This is a genomic window from Streptomyces sp. NPDC048461, from assembly GCF_055587105.1.
The window spans coordinates 260,976-280,518 of record NZ_JBVJGW010000008.1 but is presented as its reverse complement, the minus strand read 5'-3'; the positions used below and the strand labels follow the sequence as shown (position 1 = coordinate 280,518).

24 protein-coding genes are annotated in these 19,543 nt (G+C 71.7%); 15 read left to right on the top strand and 9 right to left on the bottom strand.

The features are described from left to right. Positions 1–16 precede the first annotated feature (16 nt). From ACZ6S8_RS17065 to ACZ6S8_RS17055, 3 genes are all read left to right on the top strand, one after another. A complete protein-coding gene (locus tag ACZ6S8_RS17065) occupies positions 17–217 on the top strand; it encodes an MbtH family protein (RefSeq protein WP_469456471.1) in 201 nt (66 codons plus the stop codon). A gap of 82 nt (positions 218–299) precedes the next feature. After that, a complete protein-coding gene (locus ACZ6S8_RS17060) occupies positions 300–1,628 on the top strand; it encodes an MFS transporter (protein WP_469456470.1) in 1,329 nt (442 codons plus the stop codon). A gap of 404 nt (positions 1,629–2,032) precedes the next feature. Beyond that, a complete protein-coding gene (locus ACZ6S8_RS17055) occupies positions 2,033–2,437 on the top strand; it encodes an aggregation-promoting factor C-terminal-like domain-containing protein (RefSeq protein WP_469456468.1) in 405 nt (134 codons plus the stop codon). Positions 2,438–2,596: 159 nt separating this feature from the next. On the opposite strand, the gene ACZ6S8_RS17050 is transcribed toward ACZ6S8_RS17055, so the two are convergent. Continuing rightward, the gene (locus ACZ6S8_RS17050) at positions 2,597–2,884 is read right to left on the bottom strand and encodes a hypothetical protein (protein ID WP_469456466.1); all 288 of its coding nucleotides are present in this window, start codon (positions 2,882–2,884) and stop codon (positions 2,597–2,599) included. A gap of 54 nt (positions 2,885–2,938) precedes the next feature. After that, complete coding sequence (locus tag ACZ6S8_RS17045) at positions 2,939–3,583, bottom strand: TetR/AcrR family transcriptional regulator (RefSeq protein WP_469456464.1); 645 nt, start codon at positions 3,581–3,583, stop codon at positions 2,939–2,941. A gap of 144 nt (positions 3,584–3,727) precedes the next feature. Between ACZ6S8_RS17045 and ACZ6S8_RS17040 the strand changes: the two genes are divergently transcribed. Next, positions 3,728–4,360 carry an SRPBCC family protein gene (locus ACZ6S8_RS17040; RefSeq protein WP_469456462.1) on the top strand — a complete coding sequence of 211 codons (633 nt, stop codon included), beginning with the start codon at positions 3,728–3,730 and terminating at the stop codon, positions 4,358–4,360. Positions 4,361–4,501: 141 nt separating this feature from the next. Here the strand turns inward: ACZ6S8_RS17040 and ACZ6S8_RS17035 are convergent, their stop codons facing one another. Then, the gene (locus ACZ6S8_RS17035; protein WP_469456460.1) at positions 4,502–4,894 is read right to left on the bottom strand and encodes a YciI family protein; all 393 of its coding nucleotides are present in this window, start codon (positions 4,892–4,894) and stop codon (positions 4,502–4,504) included. Between the two features lie 226 nt (positions 4,895–5,120). On the opposite strand from ACZ6S8_RS17035, the gene ACZ6S8_RS17030 reads away from it, so the two are divergent. Then, entirely contained in the window at positions 5,121–5,882 is a 762-nt protein-coding gene (locus tag ACZ6S8_RS17030; protein WP_469456459.1) for an isocitrate lyase/PEP mutase family protein, read from the top strand. Between the two features lie 163 nt (positions 5,883–6,045). Here ACZ6S8_RS17030 and ACZ6S8_RS17025 read toward each other — a convergent pair whose 3' ends face one another. Continuing rightward, on the bottom strand, positions 6,046–6,540 hold the full coding sequence (locus ACZ6S8_RS17025; RefSeq protein ID WP_469456457.1) for a hypothetical protein: 495 nt from the start codon (positions 6,538–6,540) through the stop codon (positions 6,046–6,048). A 331-nt stretch (positions 6,541–6,871) separates the two neighbouring features. Here ACZ6S8_RS17025 and ACZ6S8_RS17020 point away from each other — a divergent pair, with 331 nt between their 5' ends. Next, positions 6,872–7,972, top strand: a complete 1,101-nt coding sequence (locus ACZ6S8_RS17020; RefSeq protein ID WP_469456455.1) for an oxygenase MpaB family protein — start codon at positions 6,872–6,874, stop codon at positions 7,970–7,972. A 61-nt stretch (positions 7,973–8,033) separates the two neighbouring features. Further along, positions 8,034–8,666, top strand: coding sequence for a TetR/AcrR family transcriptional regulator (locus ACZ6S8_RS17015; protein WP_469456453.1), 633 nt, complete (start codon positions 8,034–8,036; stop codon positions 8,664–8,666). Between the two features lie 156 nt (positions 8,667–8,822). Here ACZ6S8_RS17015 and ACZ6S8_RS17010 read toward each other — a convergent pair whose 3' ends face one another. Next, positions 8,823–9,266, bottom strand: coding sequence for an anthrone oxygenase family protein (locus ACZ6S8_RS17010; RefSeq protein WP_469456451.1), 444 nt, complete (start codon positions 9,264–9,266; stop codon positions 8,823–8,825). A 92-nt stretch (positions 9,267–9,358) separates the two neighbouring features. On the opposite strand from ACZ6S8_RS17010, the gene ACZ6S8_RS17005 reads away from it, so the two are divergent. Both ACZ6S8_RS17005 and ACZ6S8_RS17000 read left to right on the top strand, forming a co-directional pair. Further along, positions 9,359–9,937: a TetR/AcrR family transcriptional regulator gene (locus tag ACZ6S8_RS17005; protein ID WP_469456449.1), complete on the top strand. Its 579-nt coding sequence runs from the start codon at positions 9,359–9,361 to the stop codon at positions 9,935–9,937. A gap of 277 nt (positions 9,938–10,214) precedes the next feature. Continuing rightward, on the top strand, positions 10,215–11,843 hold the full coding sequence (locus ACZ6S8_RS17000; protein WP_469456447.1) for an MFS transporter: 1,629 nt from the start codon (positions 10,215–10,217) through the stop codon (positions 11,841–11,843). 88 nt (positions 11,844–11,931) lie between these two features. Here the strand turns inward: ACZ6S8_RS17000 and ACZ6S8_RS16995 are convergent, their stop codons facing one another. Beyond that, positions 11,932–13,338 (bottom strand): hypothetical protein, encoded by a 1,407-nt coding sequence (locus ACZ6S8_RS16995; RefSeq protein ID WP_469456445.1) that lies wholly within the window; start codon positions 13,336–13,338, stop codon positions 11,932–11,934. A gap of 231 nt (positions 13,339–13,569) precedes the next feature. Here ACZ6S8_RS16995 and ACZ6S8_RS16990 point away from each other — a divergent pair, with 231 nt between their 5' ends. Then, a complete protein-coding gene (locus ACZ6S8_RS16990; protein ID WP_469456443.1) occupies positions 13,570–14,220 on the top strand; it encodes a hypothetical protein in 651 nt (216 codons plus the stop codon). 106 nt (positions 14,221–14,326) lie between these two features. Here the strand turns inward: ACZ6S8_RS16990 and ACZ6S8_RS16985 are convergent, their stop codons facing one another. Both ACZ6S8_RS16985 and ACZ6S8_RS16980 read right to left on the bottom strand, forming a co-directional pair. Next, positions 14,327–14,776, bottom strand: coding sequence for a hypothetical protein (locus ACZ6S8_RS16985; RefSeq protein WP_469456441.1), 450 nt, complete (start codon positions 14,774–14,776; stop codon positions 14,327–14,329). Positions 14,777–15,129: 353 nt separating this feature from the next. Next, positions 15,130–15,486, bottom strand: a complete 357-nt coding sequence (locus ACZ6S8_RS16980; RefSeq protein ID WP_469456439.1) for an STAS domain-containing protein — start codon at positions 15,484–15,486, stop codon at positions 15,130–15,132. Between the two features lie 935 nt (positions 15,487–16,421). On the opposite strand from ACZ6S8_RS16980, the gene ACZ6S8_RS16975 reads away from it, so the two are divergent. From ACZ6S8_RS16975 to ACZ6S8_RS16965, 3 genes are all read left to right on the top strand, one after another. Then, the gene (locus tag ACZ6S8_RS16975; RefSeq protein ID WP_469456437.1) at positions 16,422–16,760 is read left to right on the top strand and encodes a MerR family transcriptional regulator; all 339 of its coding nucleotides are present in this window, start codon (positions 16,422–16,424) and stop codon (positions 16,758–16,760) included. Positions 16,761–16,774: 14 nt separating this feature from the next. Then, the gene (locus tag ACZ6S8_RS16970; protein ID WP_469456435.1) at positions 16,775–17,248 is read left to right on the top strand and encodes an STAS domain-containing protein; all 474 of its coding nucleotides are present in this window, start codon (positions 16,775–16,777) and stop codon (positions 17,246–17,248) included. Between the two features lie 165 nt (positions 17,249–17,413). Beyond that, the gene (locus tag ACZ6S8_RS16965; protein ID WP_469456433.1) at positions 17,414–17,620 is read left to right on the top strand and encodes a hypothetical protein; all 207 of its coding nucleotides are present in this window, start codon (positions 17,414–17,416) and stop codon (positions 17,618–17,620) included. A gap of 234 nt (positions 17,621–17,854) precedes the next feature. Here ACZ6S8_RS16965 and ACZ6S8_RS16960 read toward each other — a convergent pair whose 3' ends face one another. Continuing rightward, positions 17,855–18,505, bottom strand: a complete 651-nt coding sequence (locus ACZ6S8_RS16960) for a S26 family signal peptidase (protein WP_469456522.1) — start codon at positions 18,503–18,505, stop codon at positions 17,855–17,857. 225 nt (positions 18,506–18,730) lie between these two features. Here ACZ6S8_RS16960 and ACZ6S8_RS16955 point away from each other — a divergent pair, with 225 nt between their 5' ends. Further along, on the top strand, positions 18,731–19,009 hold the full coding sequence (locus tag ACZ6S8_RS16955; protein ID WP_469456431.1) for a hypothetical protein: 279 nt from the start codon (positions 18,731–18,733) through the stop codon (positions 19,007–19,009). A gap of 26 nt (positions 19,010–19,035) precedes the next feature. Beyond that, entirely contained in the window at positions 19,036–19,533 is a 498-nt protein-coding gene (locus ACZ6S8_RS16950; protein ID WP_469456430.1) for a hypothetical protein, read from the top strand. The last annotated feature ends 10 nt before the right edge of the window (positions 19,534–19,543 follow it).

The window sequence follows — 19,543 nt, the reverse complement described above, 5'->3', positions numbered from 1 at the left end:
CATCGAGGAGAAACCCATGAACGACACGTCCCCGCAGCAGTACCTGGTCGTGGCCAACGACGAGGAGCAGTTCTCCGTCTGGGAGGCCGGCCGGCCCGTCCCGCTCGGCTGGCACGACCAGGGCGTACGCGGCGACAAGGAGGAGTGCCTGGCGCACATCGAGCGGGTGTGGACGGACATGCGTCCCCTCAGCCTCCGCGTGAGCATGGCCGGCTGACCCGACGATCCGCGCGCACCGGCCGCCCGGCGGCCCGCACCCGCGGGCCGCCGGGCGGCGTCACGGTGCCGGAAGGACCCCCATGAACACACCACTCACCGGTGAACCGCCCTCACCCCGTCGCTTCACCCCGCTGGCCGCCCTGGTGGCGGTCTCCGGGATCTCCTCCCTCGGCATGGCGATGACCCTCGTCGCCGTCCCCTGGTTCGTGCTCCAGAGCACCGGCAGTGGCCTCCGTACGGGCCTCGTGGCCGCGGCCGAGGTGCTGGGGCTGCTCTGCTCGGCCGTCCTCGCGGGCCCGCTCGTCGACCGGCTGCCCGTACGGGCCGCGAGCATCGGCGCCGACCTGCTGACGGCCGCCGCCATCAGCCTCATCCCGCTGCTGCACGCCTGGGGCGCCCTGCCCCTGCCGGCGCTGACCCTTCTGGTCTTCCTCGTCGGAGCCGCCCGCGGACCGGCCGACACGTCGAAGCAACTGCTGCTCACCGGTGCCATGCGGAGCAGCGGCGTCACCACGGAGCGCGCCACGGGCGCGGTCGAGGGGGCCCGCCGGATCGGCCTGATGGCCGGTGCGCCGCTGGCCGGGCTGCTCATCGCCACGACCGGCCCCGTGCGCACGCTCTGCGTCGACATGGCGGCGATGCTGCTGTGCGCGCTCACGGTGGCGGTCCTGGTGCCCGCCGCGCCGGCGACCCGCCGGGAAGGCTCCGCAACCCGAGCTTCGTACGGCGAGGAACTGCGCGACGGACTGCGGCAGTTGCGCAGCGACCGGCTGCTCGGCGCCATGGCGGGCGTGCTGCTGCTGACCAACGCCCTGGACGGTGCGCTGAACGGGGTGCTCTACCCGGCGTACGGAACCCAGGTGCTCCGCAGCAGCGCGCTCTTCGGGGCGATGGTGACCGCCATGGGCGCCGGAGCGCTACTGGGGGCCGCCCTGTACGGCTGGGCCGGCCACCGGATGCCGCGTCGCCCGCTGTTCGTGGGCGCCTTCGTCCTCGTCGGGGCGGTGCGGTGCGCGGCGCTGGCCGCCGAGCCCCGCGTTCCGGTGCTGCTGGGCGTACTGGCCCTGTCGGGTGTCGGGTCGGGGGTCGTGGGGCCGCTGATGATGTCCGTGGCCTACCAGCGGGTGCCCGAGGAGGTGCGGGGACGGGTCTTCGGCCTGCTCGTCGCCTGCGCCCTGGCGGCGACGCCGGTGGGGATGCTCGGCGCGGGCCTGGTCCTGGACGCCTGGGGGCTGGTGGCGGCGCTGGTGGGCGCGGGGGCTCTCTACCTGGCGGTGACGCTGTCACCGCTGGTCTTCCCGGTGTGGCGCGAGCTGGACGCCCGTGCGCCCTCGTCCCCCCGCAAGCTCCCCGCCACTCCCGGACCGCACCCCGCCCACCCGCCCGCCGCCGCACCGCGCGCGGCCTGACGGGCGCGCCCGGCGTGATCCGGCCTCCCGAGCGGCCACCCGAGGGGGTACGGGCGGTGACGGTGGGTGAGATTCCGGGGCCCCGGAGGTGACCCGCCCCATAGGACCCACGTCACGTACGAGCCGTGGTAGTAGCCCCCGGGCGGCCGGTGGCGCCCGGTCGCGGCCGCCCCCACCTGGGCGAACGCCTCTCGGGTGGGGGCAGGGCACACGGTCCCTCGCTGCGAGGGCCGCTAGTAGGTGACGCCTTTGCCAGGGGGTCGGGGCATCTGTAGAACTGGATGAGTCGCAAGGCGGCAGGGGTACTTCACCCGCCGCAGACGAACCCCTCTCCACCGCGTGAGTGGCTCACGCATGCCTCCGGCATGCCGCGACCGTCCCTGCCCCCGTCGGAAGGTCATTCCGTGTCCAACGCCGTCATCCGCCGCATCGCCGCCTCCAAGAAGACCATCGCGGGCTCCGTCCTCGCCCTGGGCGTCGCCGGCTCCATGCTCGCCGCCGTCCCCGCGCAGGCCGCCCCGATGAACGCCAAGGCGATCGCGCAGCAGATGATCAAGGACCCGGCGCAGTTCGCGGCGTTCAACAACATCGTGTCCCGCGAGAGCGGCTGGAACCACAAGGCCACGAACTCGTCCTCGGGCGCCTACGGCCTGGTCCAGGCCCTGCCGGCCTCGAAGATGTCCTCCGCGGGCTCGGACTGGAAGACCAACCCGGCCACCCAGATCAAGTGGGGCCTGGACTACATGAACTCCCGCTACGGCAGCCCCGTCGGCGCCTGGAACTTCTGGCAGTCCCACCACTGGTACTAAGCCGCCAGCAGGCAGTACCAGCGGACAGCAAACGCACCTGAACGCTCGGCAGGGAACTCCCCGCCGGGCGTCTTTTGCGTATCCGGCGCCGGGCGCAGGGCGGCAGGCGCGGTCGGCGGGCGTGGTCGGCGCCGGGTCGGGCCGGGAGCCCGGGCGGCTCTACGCCGCGGCGATGGGGGGCAGGCCATCGGCGGCCTTCCCGGCGCGCACCAGCTCGACCACCACGTCGTGGAGGTCGCGGCTGTCCCGCTCCGACGCACAGGGGAGGGGGCTGCCCGTGAGGGTGAACCAGTCGGACGACCCGCTGTACTGCACGGACACGCGCGCCTCGGCGCCCGTCCAGGTGGTGTGCACGGTGAGATCACCCGTGAGCGCACCGGCTTCCTCGGTGCGCACACCGCCCCGGCCTGCGAAGACATTGACCGTGGTCCACGACGCCCAGTCCATCCTCACAGGCTCACACGCCGGCACGCGCTCCGCGACCCGGTCCGTGGGGCGCGCTCACACGCTGTCCAGTTCGGCGGCGAAGAGCAGGGCGGGGTCGAGGTCCATGCCGGTGAAGTGGCCGGCGAGCTCCAGCGACAGGACGCCGTGCAGACGGGTCCAGAAGGCCAGGAAACGACGCAGGGCCTCGGGCGGGGCGGGATGGCCGGCGGCCCAGTCCCTGTGGTCCGCGAGGTGGGCGGCGAGGGGCGAGGTCGCACCGTGCGGGGTGCGCGCGGGCGCGGTACAGGCGTCGAGCAGGGTCGTCATGATCGCGGACGAGAGAGCCGTGGTGTCCGGGGGTGCGTGGTAGCCGGGGACGGGGGTGCCGTAGATCAGGAAGTACCGGTGCGGGTCGGCGAGGGCCCAGTCGCGCAGCGCGTGAGCCAGTCCGGTCAGGTCGGCGCCTCCGTCCGAGGCCGTCCGGAGGGTCGCGGCGAGACTTCCGTACGCCTCCCGGACGAGTTCGGTGACCAGGTCGTCGCGGCTGGCGAAGTAGCGGTAGAGCGCCGGCCCGCTCATGCCCATCTGCTTGGCGATCGCGTTGAGGGACAGCGCCGACGCGCCGGCCGTGGCGATCTGATCCCAGGCCCGCGCCGTGATCTCCGCCCTGACCTGGGCCCGGTAGCGCTCCCGCGGGGTCTCCGCGCCCGTTGCCGCCATGCCTGCCGCCTCCCCGTCCGTTGCGTTACACCCTCAAGGGTGAGCGAGAAGGTATCACGCGACTGTGGACCCGCTGTCGATGGCGTTATAGCCTCTAACTATAGCGTGATGCTCTATCGTCTGCTTTCGAGAGAGGGGAACTCCATGTCCGCCGTTCACGGCACCGGCGTCCGCGCCGCACTGTTCACCGTCCCGCTCGTCCTCGGCCTCCTCGGCGCCGCCATCGCACCCGCCGGGGCCGCCTCCCGCCCCGGCGCGTCCCTCACCTGCGGCGGGAAGGGCGTCGACCCGGACGCCCGCGTCCGCCACCGGACCGCAACCACCATCAACGCCCCGCTGCGCACGGTCTGGAAGCTGCAGACCGACGTCGAGCGCTGGCCGTCCTGGCAGACCCCCGTCGAGAGCGCGGAACGCCTCGACCACGGCCCCCTCCGCGCGGGTTCGGCGTTCCGGTGGACGATCCCGGTGCCCCCCAACCCCTCTACTCCCGCCACCCGCCTGGACATCACCTCGACGGTCCGGCAGCTCAGGCATCACGCGTGCATCCGCTGGACCGGCCCCGCGATCGGCGAAGGCCTGCGCATCGACGGCGTGCACGTATGGAACTTCACCGAGGTCGACGGCGGCGTCCGCGTGAGCACCGAGGAGACGCACACCGGCCCCCAGGTCGAAGCGGACGTGCCCACCGCCACCGCGCTCCTGCGCGAAGGACTCGAGGCCTGGCTGGGCGACCTGAAGACCGCTGCCGAAGCCCGAGCCCGGCAGTCGTCGTACTGACCTGCGCCCGCCCGCCCGGGGGAGTGGGCGCGACGTTCACCCCGGGACCGGCACCAGCGGCCTGAGCCGGGCGCCGGGCGAACGGGCCGTCGGCGCCCGCTGGGGCCGGTCGGATTGGTCGGACCGGTCGGACCGGTCGGTTCAGGCCTGGGTCGGGTCCGCGGGGATCGGGTGTACTTCGACGGGGTCGTTGCTGGGCTTTCCGCCCGCTCCGGGGCAGGCCGATGCCCGAGCGGCGATCTCCAGCGCCCGGTCCTCGCTCTTGACGTCGACCACCCAGTACCCGGCCAGGACGGGGCCCGGGTGGGCGGGTCCGTCGGTCACCTGCGGCCGCCCGTCGTCTCCGGCCCGCACCGTCTTGACCAGGGAGGGGCCGCCGAGTCCCTGCCCCTCCACCCATTCCCCGGCGGCGGTGAGGTCTTCGTTGAGGGCGTTCATGTGGGCGAACATGGCCTGCATGTCTTCCTCGGAGTACCCGGACATGACGGCGTCCCACTGATCGGCAGGCACGTTCATCTGGATCATGTACTTCATTTTCCTCACCCTCCCAGGGCGGCTGATGGGCGTTTCGGTCGTGCACAGGGGTAGACGGCCGGGCGCCGCAGAACTCATCGGCGTCGGCGACGTTCGTTTCAGGACACGACCTGGGTCTCGTTCTGCGCCGTCACCGGAGGTGCGATGACCCGGGGGCTGACGCGTTCGGGCAACGGGTAGCACGCCCTCACGTTGCTCGTGGCGATCTGGGGGTAGCTTCCCCGCTATGGACTTTCGCACCAGCGTTGAGCGCGCTCAACGCCTCAAGCAACTGCACGCCCAGTACCAGCCGCTCGTGCTGCCGACCGTCTGGGACGTCTGGTCCGCACGGACGGCAGCCGACGCCGGGTTCCCCGCACTGACGGTCGGCAGTCATCCGCTCGCCGAATCCCGGGGGGCCGAGGACCACGAGGGGCAGACCTTCGAGGAGGTGCTCGCCGCCGTTAGGCCGATCATCGCGGCGGTCGACGTCCCCGTGTCCGTGGACCTGGAGGCCGGGTACGGACAGAAGCCCGCGGATCTCATCGCCGGACTCACCGAGGTCGGCGGCGTCGGCCTCAACCTGGAGGACACCGTCCACTCGGACGGCGGACGCGTACGCAGCACACAGGAGCACGCGAACTACATCGCCGGCCTGCGGGCGGCCGCTGACGATGCGGGAATCCCGGTGTGGATCAACGGGCGCACCGACCTCTTCCTGCACGCGGAGGACGCCGCCGGCGTCCTCGACGAGGCGATCGAGCGACTGCGGGCCATGGAGCAGGCCGGGGCGGACAGCGTCTACCCGGTCGCCATCCAGGACAACGACGACCTGCTCGCCGCGGTGACCGGCGCCGTCGCCATTCCTGTGAACTCGACGGCCCATCCCGTCAAGCACGACCTCGAGCGGTTCCGCCGCCTCGGCGTCGGCCGGATCACCTACGGGCCGCTGCTGCAGATCGCCCTGACGGACGCGATGAAGGGCATGCTCGCGCCCTGGGCACCCTGACGCACGCCCCGCCGGCAGGCGGCGAACCGGACCGGACCGGGCCTCAGCCCGGTCATCCGACCGCCGACGGCCGCCGGATGCCGGCGGGGCGGGCCGGCCGCCGTCTCCGCTGCTCTTCCGCTTCGTTGACCGGCCCTAACGTCCCGCCTGGCGCTCACGGAGCTCACCCTCGGAGGGCATCGGCGTCGGCGGCGTGCTGCCCGCGGCCGTTGCGGGTGGCGGAGACGGTGGCGATGGTCCAGGCCGCCACCCACGCGGCGCCGACGAGCAAGGCCGCGAGGGCGGTGGGCATCTGGGGTGGGGTGGCACCCAGGCTCGGTGCCACCCCCGCCGCGCGTGCGCCGAAGCCGAGGACGCCCGCTCCCACCATGGCGATGCCCGCCCAGGACACGACGAGCGCCGGCCATCGGACGAGCGGGGCCCGCGGCAGACGCGCCAGGAGCAGCGCGACGACGGCCATGAGCAGGCCGAGGGCCGCGTTGGCCAATTGGGCGGTCCGGACGTCGGCGACGGCGGCGTAGGCCTCGGCCGGCGCGGGGAAGCCCGGCATGCCCAGCTCGCCCTTGCTCGCCAGGTCCACCTTGCTGACGGTGTACGCGAGGGCGCCGAGGCAGGCGGTGAGGGCTGCGGCCAGGTGCTTAGTGGGGGATCGGGGCATGGGTTCATCCTGCGGTGAGCGCCGGCCGGGCCACCTCCTCCGCTCGTACCGACTCCCTCCCCCGGACGGGGGAGGAGTCTGGCGGTCACCGTGCGTTGGGCGGGGGCGCCCGCGCGGGGCACGTCCGGGCCGAGCCCGAGGTGCGCGTGGCCGCCCCTCCACCCCCGACCTGCGCCTAGGACGTCGAGGCGGGGGTGCGCAAGGTGTCCGGCCGGGTCGTGTTGTGCCGTGTCGATCGCCGGAGGGGTTGTGCGTCCTCTTGTCTCTCCGATGCGGGTGCCCCACACTCGCCGAGTTGACAGTCGTCAACTAGCGAGGGGGTGGGTTTGTCATGACCGAAAACCGAGACCGGCAGGGCCGGATCCCGTATTGGGCGAGGCGGGCGACCGGCGTGGCGGACCGCCTGGCGGACGAACTGGTGGGGGAGTTACGGCACGGAGGAAAGCAGGCCCACCACGATCTGCACCGCGGTCTCACCCGCGGCTCGCGGGCCCTGGCCCGCCCCACACCGGTCCTGGCCGCCTTCCTTCACGACCTGGAGCATCCGCCCGCGCACCTCGACCCGTACGTCGTCACGTCCGGATCGAAGGCGTGGTTCACCCACCCGGGATGGGTGCACGCGATAGCGCTCTCGGCCGGCTCACTGGTCGAGGTCTACCGGACTCCCTCGATCGCAGCAGCCCTGACCGCCACCGGATCCCTCGTGGAAACGGCCGGCACCCGCCTGGACGCGACGGGCCTGTGGGTCAACTCCGCACTTCTGCCGGGCAGTCTGCGCCCCGGGCAAGCCGGCTACGTCGCCACGGCCCGGATACGTCTGGTGCATGCCCGCGCCCGTCTCGCCGCCCTGGACAACGGCTACGACCCGGCGACGCACGGTCTGCCCGTCAACCAGGCGGATCTGCTGCGTACATGGCTCGCCTTCACCCACACCTCGTTCCGCGCCGAGGCAGTGCTCGGCTACACCTGGACCGAGGCGGAGCTCGAAGGGCTGTACCGGTACTGGCAGCACATCGCTCACCTGCTGGGCATCGAACCCCACCTCGTCGAGCACGTGACCGGCCCGGCCGCGGCCTCCGACGTCCACCGGCAACTCGCGGCACCGCACCGTCCGCCGCCCGCCCCCGAGGCCGATGCCCTCACCCGGCACACCGTCGAGGCCGTCGCCGAAGCCCTGCGCGTCCAGACGGCACTTCCCGCCGCTCTGGGCCGCCCCCTCCTCCGCGCGTTGATCACCCGATTCCACGCCGACCCCCCTGCCCATGCCTGCGCACGACTGATCCCGCCCGCCTTGACCGCTCTCCACCCCGCCGTCGGCCTCGGCCACCGCTGGCAGACCCGGCCCGGACGCAGAGCCGCCGTCATCGCCGCGAACATCGATCTCACCCGCGCCTACATCCGCTCGCTGGACGGCCACGCATCCGCCCGGTGACCCCCCGCTCGGCGCCGGACGGCTCGACCACCCCGTGATGCCGCCGGATAGCCTGACCGTCATGACGCATGCCCGAGCCGACGCCGACCACAGGACACGGCGCCTGGTCCCCGAGGCGGAAGTCCTCCACGCCGCTCTCACCGCCTTCTCCCGCCACGGATTCGAGGGCGTTTCGCTGCGTTCCCTCAACGCCGAGTTGAACGTCAGCCACAACATGCTGACCAAGCGGTACGGCTCGAAACAGGCCCTGTGGAAAGCCGCCGTCGACGACGCCTGCGCACGCCTGACCGAGGCGCTCGACACCGAGGACCCGGCGGGCCCGCCGTTCGACCGGCTGCACGGGATGATCACCGCCTTCGTCGAGGCCGCGGCACACCAACCGGACCTGCTGCGCCTGGTCAGCTCCGAGACCACCCACGACTCCGACCGCGTCGCCCATCTGTGGAGCCGCCACATCGAACCCACCATCACGCGCTTCGCACCGTTGTACGCGCAGCTCGTCGAGGACGGCATCCTGAGGGACGTTCCCCTGCCCACGGTCTACTTCATGATCACCGCGGGCGGTACCGCCCCCTGGGCCAACCCCGCACTCAGCGCCCGACTCGGCCACCCCCCGGACTCCGCCGCGGCGATCCGCACGCACGCCCGGCACGTCGCCGACCTGATCCTGAACGGCCTGCGCATCCCCGACTGACAGGAAGTGGTGAGGGGTTGCGGGATCGGACGGAGCCTTCGAGGTGAGCGGAACCGGTATCCCGGCGGCCTCCGCCGCGCCGATCTACGGGCGCCTCTGAGCCAAGCCCCCGGGCCGCCCGGAACAACGGCGTCCGTCGGCGCGGGCCCGGCGGGCTCAGGTGAGGGCGACGACGAGCAGGGTGAAGGCGGCGATGATGACGGCGACCCGGGCGTAGTGGAAGCGGTCCCAGCGTCGCGTCTGCTCCTTCCAGTCCTCGGGCCGGTTCTCGGGGGTCCACGTCTTGCTCTGGTTGTTGATCGGGACGAGCAGCAGGAGCGACATGATCACGCTGAGGAGCAGCAGCGCGCCGGCGCTGACGACGAGACCGGCGCCATGGTGCCATTCGGCGACGGCCCAGACCGCGACGAGGGCGAGCGAGCCGATGTACCAGACCGGCATCACGGCGCCGAGCATGCGGCCCCCGTGGCTGCGGCCGAGCTGGCCGCTGTCTTCGGGGAGCGCGCCGAGGATCGGGTTGATGATGAAGGCGACGGAGAACTCCACCCCCACCATCAGTCCGACGAGCACGGTGGTGACGACCTCAAGTGCATCGAGCATGGTGACCCCTCCTGATATCTAGCGTTGCTAGCTGATGAGGCAACGCTAGCCCTGCTGCCGCTCGATTGTCTAGCGATGCTAGGATTCCATTCATGTCGGTACAGGAACGCAAGCAGCGCGAACGGGCGGAGCGCGAGCGCCTCATCGTGGCAACGGCCCGTGAACTCGCCGAGCAGCAGGGCTGGGACGCAGTCACCACCCGCCGGCTCGCCGAACGCATCGAGTACAGCCAGCCCGTCCTCTACAGCCACTTCCGCGGCAAACGCGAGATCATCGGCGCCGTCGCCCTCCAGGGCGCCACCGAGATGGCCGCGGCCGTGCGGGCAGCAGCCTCCGCTGCGGACGGCCCGCGGGACCGGGTCACCGCCCTCGCCCGCACCTACCTCGACTTCGCCGCCCGCAACCCGGCGGTCTACGACGCCTTGTTCCAGCTCGACGGCGGCCTGGCCTTCGCGGAGGAGGACACCCCGGAACCCCTCAAGGACGCCTTCGCCGCCCTGCTGGAGAGTCTCGGCGAGGTCGCCGGGGACGGTGTCCATCCGGGACTGTTCACCGAGGTGTTCTGGGCGTCCCTGCACGGACTGGCGACGTTGACCCGGGCGGGACGCCTGCCTCCCGAGGACATCGAGCCGCGGGTGGAACTGCTGGTGGACCGGCTCGCGATGGTCTGAACACCATGCAGCGGGGCAGCGGGGCAGCGGGGCAGCGGGGCAGCGGGGCAGCGGGGCGGCGGGGCAGCCGGTCCCCGTACCCCGGACAAGGGCACCCGCCCCGGAACCGGACACGGCGAGCGCGGTGCCCGGCTGTGCGGAACCGACCGCGAACGGGAGCCGGCGGCGCCGGGCGGACCACGCCGGCGACGGCGGACGTGTCATCCCAATGGGGCGATGTGCGGCACGGCGGTTCAGGCAAGACTCTCGTGAAGCCCCATTTCGCCCCGGAGGTCCCATGTCGAAGAGCGGCGCGCCTCGCATCGACGTCTCACCCGCGTCCCCGGCGCGGGCGCCGCTCGTCCTGGCGTCCCTGATCACCGTCGCCGCGGTGGCCAACCTGAACCTGTCGGTGGCCAACGTGGCGCTGCCCGCGATCGGGAAGGCCTTCGACTCCTCCCAGACCGCACTGAACATGGTCGCCGTCGGGTACTCCCTCGGCCTGGCCGCATCGGTGCTCTATCTGGGCGCGGTCGGCGACCGCCACGGGCGCAAGCTGCTGCTGCTCCTCGGCATCGCCCTGTCCATTCCCGCCTGCCTGCTCGCCGCGTACGCGCCGAACGACACCGTCCTCGTGCTGGCCCGGATCCTCGGCGGGCTCTCGGCCGGCATGGCCTATCCGACCACCCTCGCACTGATCACCGCCCTGTGGGCGGGGCCGGAACGGACGAAGCCGATCGCGCTGTGGTCGGCCCTGGGCGGCGGCATCTCGATGCTCGGGCCGGTGATCGCGGGCGCGCTGCTCCAGCACTTCTACTGGGGGTCGGTCTTCCTGGTCACCCTGCCCCTCGCCGTGGTCGCGCTGGTCATGGCCCTGTTGTTCGTCCCCGCGCACGCCAACGAGTCGACCGAACCGGTGGACAACCTCGGCGGCATCCTGTCCGTCCTCCTGATCGCGGGACTGGTGCTGGGGATCAACTTCGCCGTCGTCCCCCACCAGGGGCCGCTGGCCGTCGGCCTCCTCGTGGTCGCCCTCGCCGCCGGCGCCGCGTTCCTCTGGCGTCAGCGGCGCGCTCCCAACCCGCTGTACGACCTCCACATCGCCCGCCGGCGCACGTTCTGGGTCGCCGCGTGCGCAGGAATCATCGTGTTCGGCTCCATGATGGGGTCGGCGTTCATCAGCCAGCAGTACCTGCAGAACGTGCTCGAGTACGACGCCGTCGAAGCCGGCGCCGCCATCCTCCCGCTCGCCGTGATGATGGTGCTCGTGGCGCCACGGTCCGCGAAGCTCGTCGAGACGCACGGTGCCCGCACCACCCTGCTGGTCGGCTACGTGTTCCTCTTCCTGGCCTTCGCCTGGATGCTGCTGTTCTGGGGCGAGGGCAGCAGCTACTGGCAGATCGGCATCGCCTACGTGTTCATCGGCATCGGCTCAGGCTTCGCCGGCACGCCCGCATCCCATTCGCTGACCGGATCGGTGCCCGTACGGCGGGCCGGCATGGCCTCGGGCACCGCGGACCTCCAACGGGACCTCGGCGGCGCCATCATGCAGTCCGTCATGGGCGTGCTCCTCATCGCCGGTTACGCCTCGGCCTTCAACGCGTCGATCGCCGCTTCCCCCGAGAGCAAGAACGTGTCGGACCAGGTCCAGAGCGAGCTGACGAAGTCGTACGCCTCCGCCCGGCAGGTCGCCCAGCAGCACCCCGAGTACGCCGACCAGATCGTGGCGGCAGCACGCAGGTCGTTCCTCCACGGCGACGACTGGGCGTACACCGTCGGCCTGGCCGCGATCGCCCTCGGTGCACTGCTGATCTTCTTCAAGTACCCGCACCGGGACGCCGAACGGGAACTCCTGCGGCGCTACTCCACCGAGGACTCCGCCACCGCCGCCACCACCACGGACGGGTCGAGCGGACCGGCAGCCTGAGAGACCGGCCGGCACGCCGCGGCCCGTACCGTTCGCCGGGCAGCCGTCCGTGGACCGGTTCCTTCTCCGCGGTGGCGCCGGCCGGGGTTCAGTCGCCCCCGCAGCCCGATCCGCAGCTCGACCCGCAACCGGAGCCGCAGCCGCCCCCGTCGTACCGGTTGCCCGAGTCCCTCCCGCGCTCTCGGGGCGAGGAGCCGCGCGGTGGGTTCCTGCGACGTTCCTCCGCCTCGCGCTGCGCCTGCCGGTCGCGCTCGGCGCGCTCCTGGAACTCGCGGAGCCGTTCACGCTGGCGGGCAGGGCCGTCCGCCGGTTTCCACGGGCCCAGCCCGTGGCGGCGGTCCGGGCGGAGCGGGGCAGCGGTCACGGTCGCGTATATCCGCCCCATCTCCTGGCGGCGGTGGTACTCGGCACAGGCGTATTCGAGGACGACTTCGTCGCCCTCCGCGAGGGTGCCGTACAGAACCGCCTCGAAGGGCTCGTGCTCGGGATCGATGTCGTGGTGCCCGTTCCCCACTCCGTACGCCGAGCCACTGCCCAGAAGCCGCGTCCTGGCGCGGGTGTCGCTCTTGCGGGGGACGTACGCGATCAGGGGCGCTGCGGAGCGGGTGCGGGCGTCCGCGCACACCCAGTGGCGCCCGTCCACCCCGGCGCGCACGCCGACGACCAGGGCCGGCTGCGGCTCCCCGTGCAAGCGCCGGGCCGCCCGGTAGGCGAGCCGGCCCCGGCCGTGGAAGGTCGTACCGGCCACGAGGAGCACCAGCCCGATGCGCTGTTGTCCGACGGCGTCGTACGCGACGCCGGACGCGGTCGGTCCCCCCAACAGGCCCTCGGTGAGGATGACCGCGGCGACCAGGCAGAGCGCCAGGCCGAGGTAGACCTGCTGGTATCCGCGGTGTCCGTCCGATTCCGGGGTGCCGTGGGGGAGCGGGAAGCGGCGCTTGTTCGCAGCGGCGAGGGCCCGGGCGCGCTGCCGGCGTCGGGCCCGCAGCCGCAGACAGCCTCCTGCGAACGCGATGGTGCAGGCGGCGAGGACGGCCAGCCACCCGGCCCTCGCCGGATCGTCCACGCCATCGGACCCGGTCAGGGTCAGAACCGCTTCCCCGGCGACGTACACGGCCGCCGCGACGGCCGTGACCGGAACGTACCGGTACCAGAGCGGCAGGGCCGTCAGCAGGACGAGACCCGGATACCTGAGCCAGTCCGTTCCGTCCCCGGGCCCGCTGTGCCAGGCCGCGGACGGGACGGACCGGAGCCCGAACAGCAGGACGTACGCCGCCGCGACCAGGACGGCCAGGACCCAGCCGCCCACGAACGGGGACAGGACGGTCGGGACCGCCGCCTTCCGCCACCGTTCGGCGTCGGCCACGGCCCAGGTGGCGACGGCGCTTCCGGACACGGACCGGGAGGTGACACCGTTCCGGGTCACCGACCAGGTGCCGACCCCGTCTTCGGGCAGGGTCCCGGTCGGGAGATGCTTGATGTGATACTCCGTCACCGAAGCACCGCCACGCGCCCCTGTGTGCCCATCCTGCACGCCCCCACGCTCGCACCCCCATGCCTTCCCGACCAGTCTGCCCGCTACGGCCCTCCGCCCCACCCGGAGCGCGCTTTCCGGCCGGACATCCGGACCGGCAAGGCGGCCCGCGCGTGTTCCGATCGGCGGCGCACCCTCTATGCTGTGCGCCGGTCGACCCCGGGCCCGGGGTCCCAGGGGGCGGGGAGCAGCATGTCCGTGGAACGTCACATGGCGGGGATGCTCCAGCAGATCGCCCGTCAGCAGGACGTCGTCGAGATCGCCCCTCAGGGCACCACGTCGAAGGCGGCCGCCCTGGCGCACGTGGCGGAGCAGTACGGCTACACGTACGGCATGGCGTACCGGACCGGTTTCAAGAACTCGCTCGTCCAGGTGCGGATGTACCGCGACCCGCACCCCGGCGCGCGCGTCCGCGAGGCGGCCACCGTCACCGCCCATCCCCGGGCGGGCAACGGCGGGACGGTGCCGGGTCTGGAGCAGGGCTCGCTGAAGCCGCTGCCCGAAGCGGTCGGTGCCGTGGCCGTGCTGAAGGACCTCATCACCTTCGACGTCATGGCCCTGTACGTCGCCGACCGGAGCCAGAAGATCAAGGGCTACCTCGCCTGCGCGGCCCTGACCGGCCTCCTCCTCATCGACAGGTCGCCGATCGAAGCGGTCGCCTCCGGCGGGGCGGTCGCACTGCTCTTCACCGTGGCGTTCAAGGTGGGCGCGATCCGCCGCGAGAAGATCGCACGGCGGCTGACGGACGCCGGGTTCCTCGTGGTGCGCGACGAGCAGGGCGGCCACCGGTTCCTGCGCCCGGGTCAGCAGTTGCCCGGCCACAGCAACCCGTTCGCTGCCTGAGTCCCCGGCCTGCGCCGAAGACAGGAAGCGCTGAACGCCGCCGCCGCCGCCCGGCACCGGGCACGGGGGGAGGGTGTGGCGCCCGGAACAGCCGAGGGAGGGTGCATCAGCCGGGCGTGGGGGTCGGGGCCACGCCGAGGGCCCTGCCCAGCCGGGCCACAACAGCCGAGTAGTCGGTGTCGCCCTTCGTCAGAGCGGTCTTGGCCTTGGTGACCTGGGCGGCATCGTTGGCGGTGGAACCGGTGAGGCACTCGGTTGCGCCCTGCCGCAGGTTCGTGAGCGCCGAGGACCACAGCGCCTGGGTGGGCGGGTCGGGAATGGGCTCGAAGTCCTTGATGATGGTGAGGTCGTGGTCAAGGTCGCTGCAGGACGAATGGACGTTTCTGAAGTCGGCAGGGGTGCCGGGGTCGATGGCGAGGCTGCGCTTGAGCCTGCCGAGGTCGCGGTCGAGGACGCCCATTCCCTGCTTGTGACGACTGTCCTCGAACCACGCGACGAGCTTGACCTGGTCATCCGCGGAAAGGGTCGGTTCGTTGACGGCCGGAGGCGTACTCACGGGTGAACCCGGACTGCTGGAGGACGAGCTGCCGCTGCAAGCAGCAAGGGGAACCAAGGAAAGAACGACGGCCAGACGGAGTAACAGCGGACGCATGGAGACTCCCTTGAATGAAGATCTGAATACAGTACGAGGCCGAGGTGATCGACGTCGGTCAGTTCCACGATCAGGTCGTTCACCTGGCGGCCATCGTCCTTGAAGCAGCTCTCCCGGAGCGCTACAGCGATGATCTGCCGGAGGCCGGCCTCCGTTGCTGGTCCGTACGGGGCCAGGACGGCCCCGGGCTGGTAGGCCGAACAACTGCGCGGTGTCCTCCAACTCGTCGGCCGCCGGCTGCGGCCGGCGGGGTGGGGTCAGGCGGTTGCCGGGGGCGGGGGGTCGAGGGTGAAGAGGGTGAGGGCTCCGGTGCGTTGGAGGAGTCTGAGGAGTTGGGGGGTCGGCCCTTGGAGGCGGAGGGTGTGGCCGTGGGCGAGGGCCGCGAGTTGGGCGCGCAGGAGGATGTTGAGGCCGGTGGAGTGGCAGAACGCGAGACCGCTGACGTCGGCCGTGATCTCGCGGGGGCCGTCGGGGTCGGTGACCGCCCGCTGCAGGGCCGCATCCAGCTCGGCGGCGCGGCCCGTGTCCAGGTCCAGCTCACCGAAGAGGCGCACCAGTCCGGCCGGAGCGCCGGCGGGTGAGGATCGCTGTGTCGGGTGCTTGCGCTCGTTCATGATGTCCCCCCGCGGTTGTTGTCGCTCCTATGACGGTAGCCGCCCGCGCGCGCCCCGATACCCGCTGCGACATCCCGGCCCCGGGGCCTCTGGCCTGCGGCTCGGCCCGCCCTGCGCCCCGTCGCCCCCGCCCTCCTTCCGCCGCCGACGGCCCCCGGGTGCGCTTGTGCCCGGTGACGTTCGATTTCCTCACTGGATCTCGCGCGAAAACCTGTGACGGCCGGAGTAGACATTGGGTGGTGGTGTGGTTATGGTTTCTCTCGTAGCCCAGTCAAGAGGGGCTCGGCAGAGACGAACTGCCGGGCAGTAGTAGTAGTACAGGTTGTTGCAGTTCAGTGGTGCGGTGCGGTGGTGGAGTGTCGAAGCCAGGTTTGTGCAGGTCGGCGACGGGACTGGTCACCGGACCGGGTGGCCCGCAGTGATCAGGGGCCGCCGTAGGCAGTACCGCAGTTGACGCAGTGGTGCAGTACCAGCAGTGAAGTCAGTGGGCAGTACCTCGGTGAAGGCGTCGGGCTGCGGACGCGCGCACCGGGAGGTTCGGCAGTGGGGTTCCAAGCCAGAGCAGACGCAGGATGGGCAACGGGGCTGGCTGTCGGAAGCGTGGCGCTCGGTCAGGCCGCGAGCAGTTTGCATCAACAGCAGTATCTGCAGTTCCCCGTGGTAAGCAGTTGATCATCCGAGGGATGAACGGAGGGATTGGGCGCCATCAGGATCGCCCGGGCCGAGGTCTGAGTCCGGGTACCGCAGGACATCGATAGTGAGGTGGTCTCCGGTCGAGCAACCGCGATCCCCGCACCCCCGACAGAGATCAGGTCGGGTAGGCGGACACAGAAGGCCGGCGCAGTTCCAGGGCCGGCAGATGGTGTAGCAGTTCCTTCGGGGCCCGGGTGCCATCAGGCGCCCGGGCCCCTCCGCATGTTCCACAGAGAGGTGAAATGACCGCAGACGACTCCTTCAGCCGTCTCGACGACGATGACTTCCCCGCCTACACGATGGGCCGGGCCGCCGAGATGCTCGGCACCACCCAGAGCTTCCTGCGCGCGATCGGCGAAGCCCGTCTGATCACCCCGCTCCGCTCTGCCGGAGGCCACCGCCGCTACTCCCGCTACCAGCTGCGCATCGCCGCCCGCGCCCGCGAGCTCGTCGACCACGGCACCCCCGTCGAGGCCGCCTGCCGCATCGTCATCCTCGAAGACCAGCTCGAGGAGGCTCAGCGCATCAACGCCGAGTACCGCCGCTCCTCCGGATCGGCGAACCCCACGGCAGCGGCCTGATGAGGGGAGAGGCGATGAGTCGCGCGTTAGAGGTCCCGCGGCAGCCGGGCGGTCTCCTGCCTCCTCGGCGGTCCACCCGTACGGTGGTCCTCGCCGGCCGTTACGGCCTGATCCACCTCACCGGCGAACTCGACGTGGCGAGCGGCCCGGCCGTACGCGACGCGGTCCGCGAGTGCCTGGAGGGCCGACCCGCCCTGCTGCGCATCGACATCAGCGGCGTCTCGTTCTGCGACTGCTCCGGCCTGGGCGCCCTGTTGTGGGCGAAGGGCGAGGCGGCCCGTGCGGGAGCGGGCTTCCACCTCAGCGGCCCGTTCCAGCCCGTCGTGGCCCGCGTCCTGGAAGCCACCGGCACCACCGCCCACCTCGGCCTGATGGCCCAGTCGGCCGAGGGGACGAACGGGCAGCGGGAAAGGCGCGGGTGCGCCGAGGATTTCGACACCGTCGGGCAGTCCCGTGACGGGGTAACCGGCCAGACAGTTGCGCGCTAAACAGGGACCTGGCCACGAAGGCGCGGCTCGGGCGCGCCTTCCGCCCTGGCGGGTCTAGCCATTTGCGGAACTCGGCCTTAGATGTGGCCGATTTCGCACATCACACTCCGTCAGATCCGTTACCGGCGGTAGCTTGCCGAAGGGGGGCCGGCGAAGGAGAGGTTCATGGACCACAACAGCGTGCAGCCAGCGCCGATCGATCTGCCCGACCACGACTGGCGGACTCCCACCCCCTCTTCCGGATGCGAGCTCTGTACCGAAGCCGACGAGCAGCGCCGACGGGCCCGCATGTCCGGTGACCTCTCGGCCGTCACCGACCACAACATCACCCTCCGCGGCCACCCCCACAGCCGCGCCCTGACTCCCCGCTGACCCGACACTCACAACGACGCGCCCCGTCCCGGCCGGTGCTGGTGTTCCGACCCTTGCAGCGCCCGTCCGGTACGCGCCGGCTGGGCCACGGGTACTCCGGGCGCGCCGCGTCGCCGCCGGGTACTGGCGCGCCAATTTCGTCGTCCTTGGCGGTGCGCAGGGTGGTGGTGTCGGCGACGAGGGGCCCGCCCGTGCGCCGTGCCCGGTGGACGGCTGCCCGTGTTCCTGTCGGGATCAGCTCCAGGGGTATACGACTGCCGCCTCGGCCCGCCTGCGCGCGAGGCGCGAGGCGAAGGCCATCGCCCAGCTCGCGGGTATCAGGAGCAGGCTGCCGTAGGTGACGGCCTTGTTGGCCAGCATGACGGCTGTGGGGTCGGACTCCGTACCGACGACGCGGAAGCGCACCGCCGAGAGAAGGTCGGTCCCGGGTGCGGAGGAGGAATCGCCGCCTTCCGCAGGTTCGAACTGTTGGCTGAGGGGTTCTGTGCCGCTGTCCGGGAAGACGACGAGCCGGCCCTCGGGCACCCTTACCTCGAAGTCGTCCGAGCCGCCGCTCACGACGGCATGGTCGGTGTGCGAGTCCTCGACTGCCGTGCCGTCGAGCGTCACGTGACCGTCGCCGGCCTTGTAGGCGAGGGTCTGTCCGGGTAGCGCGACGACCCGGGAGACGACTGATATCCCCTCCGTGCCGATGTAGGCCGGGGCGAAGACGATGACGTCCCCGTGGCGCACCGCACTGCTGTCGACGGCCTCGGCGTAGAAGAACTCGCCCTGTGGGTGTGCCGGCGCCATCAAGTCGTCGGCCATGGCGTCCGCGTAGGCGTAGCCGTACCCGGAAGCGGCGTGAAGGAGCCCCAGGAGCAACCCCGCAGTGCCCACGGACATCGTCACCACGGCCGCCCTCCGAAGTGGCCGTCCCGCCGTGCGTACGTCTGCGCTCTCCCACTGCCCCACGTGCTGCTTCCTCCCCCTCGGTGATCCAGGGGAGCACCCTACGGCCCCGTCCGGGCGAGGAGGCCACCGGTAGCCTTCCAACGTCCAGGGCGCTGCCGGCGACTTCGTCGACCGGGTGGGGGAACTGGTGTACTGCTCCGTGGAAGGAGGCCTTGAATGCCCACGTCATTGCCGGTCCCGATGGATTTCCGTCTGCCCGAGTCCTGGTTTCCGGCCCGGTTGGAGGGCCGTGACCCCGGTGCAGCGTTCGCTGCTGTGCATCCCGAGCGGGACGCCCCGTTCGTCGCCGACATCACCGTCACGGGCGGCATTCCGCGCAGGCGTGCGGTGATCCGGTCGGCCCTGACCGCGACGGCAGCCCAGCACGATGCCGTGCCGGGCGAGTCCCGGGAGTTCCTGTGGAGTGTGCGCGCGGACAGCGGAAGGGTGGCGTAGCGGTGGGCCGGCTGTGGGACAAGTGGATGGGTACTCGCCGTGCCGACGCGGGCATCGCGGCCGTTTCGACCCAGGAGCTGCGGGTCGCGCTCCTCGAACTGGCCGACACCGGCGTGCCGTTCAGCATCCGCGAGACGGGGACGGGGACGGGGACGGGTGGAGCGGACCTGCTGGCGGAATGGACGTTCCTCGAGCCCGCCTCGGGTTCCGGAGCCACCCGCAGTCAGGTCGAGAGGACACTGAAGGTGTGGATGTCCCTGAACCCGCGCGAGCGCGAAGTCCGGGCCGTGGACGAGCAGTACGAGGTGACACGCGCGGGCCCCCCGCCCGGTCGGACCGTGGGACGTGCGCGCGGGCGCGGGCCGATCCGCGGGGTCCAGAAGGAGTGGACCCTCGAAAAGGGGCCCGACGGACGAACGCGCAGGGTCGAGACGTTCAGTTTCGACTCGCGGGACCTCAAGAACCCCCTGCGCTCCACCGTGGTCGGGGCGGGGTGGACCTGGCGCGGCGTGTACAAGCTGTGACCGCGGGGCG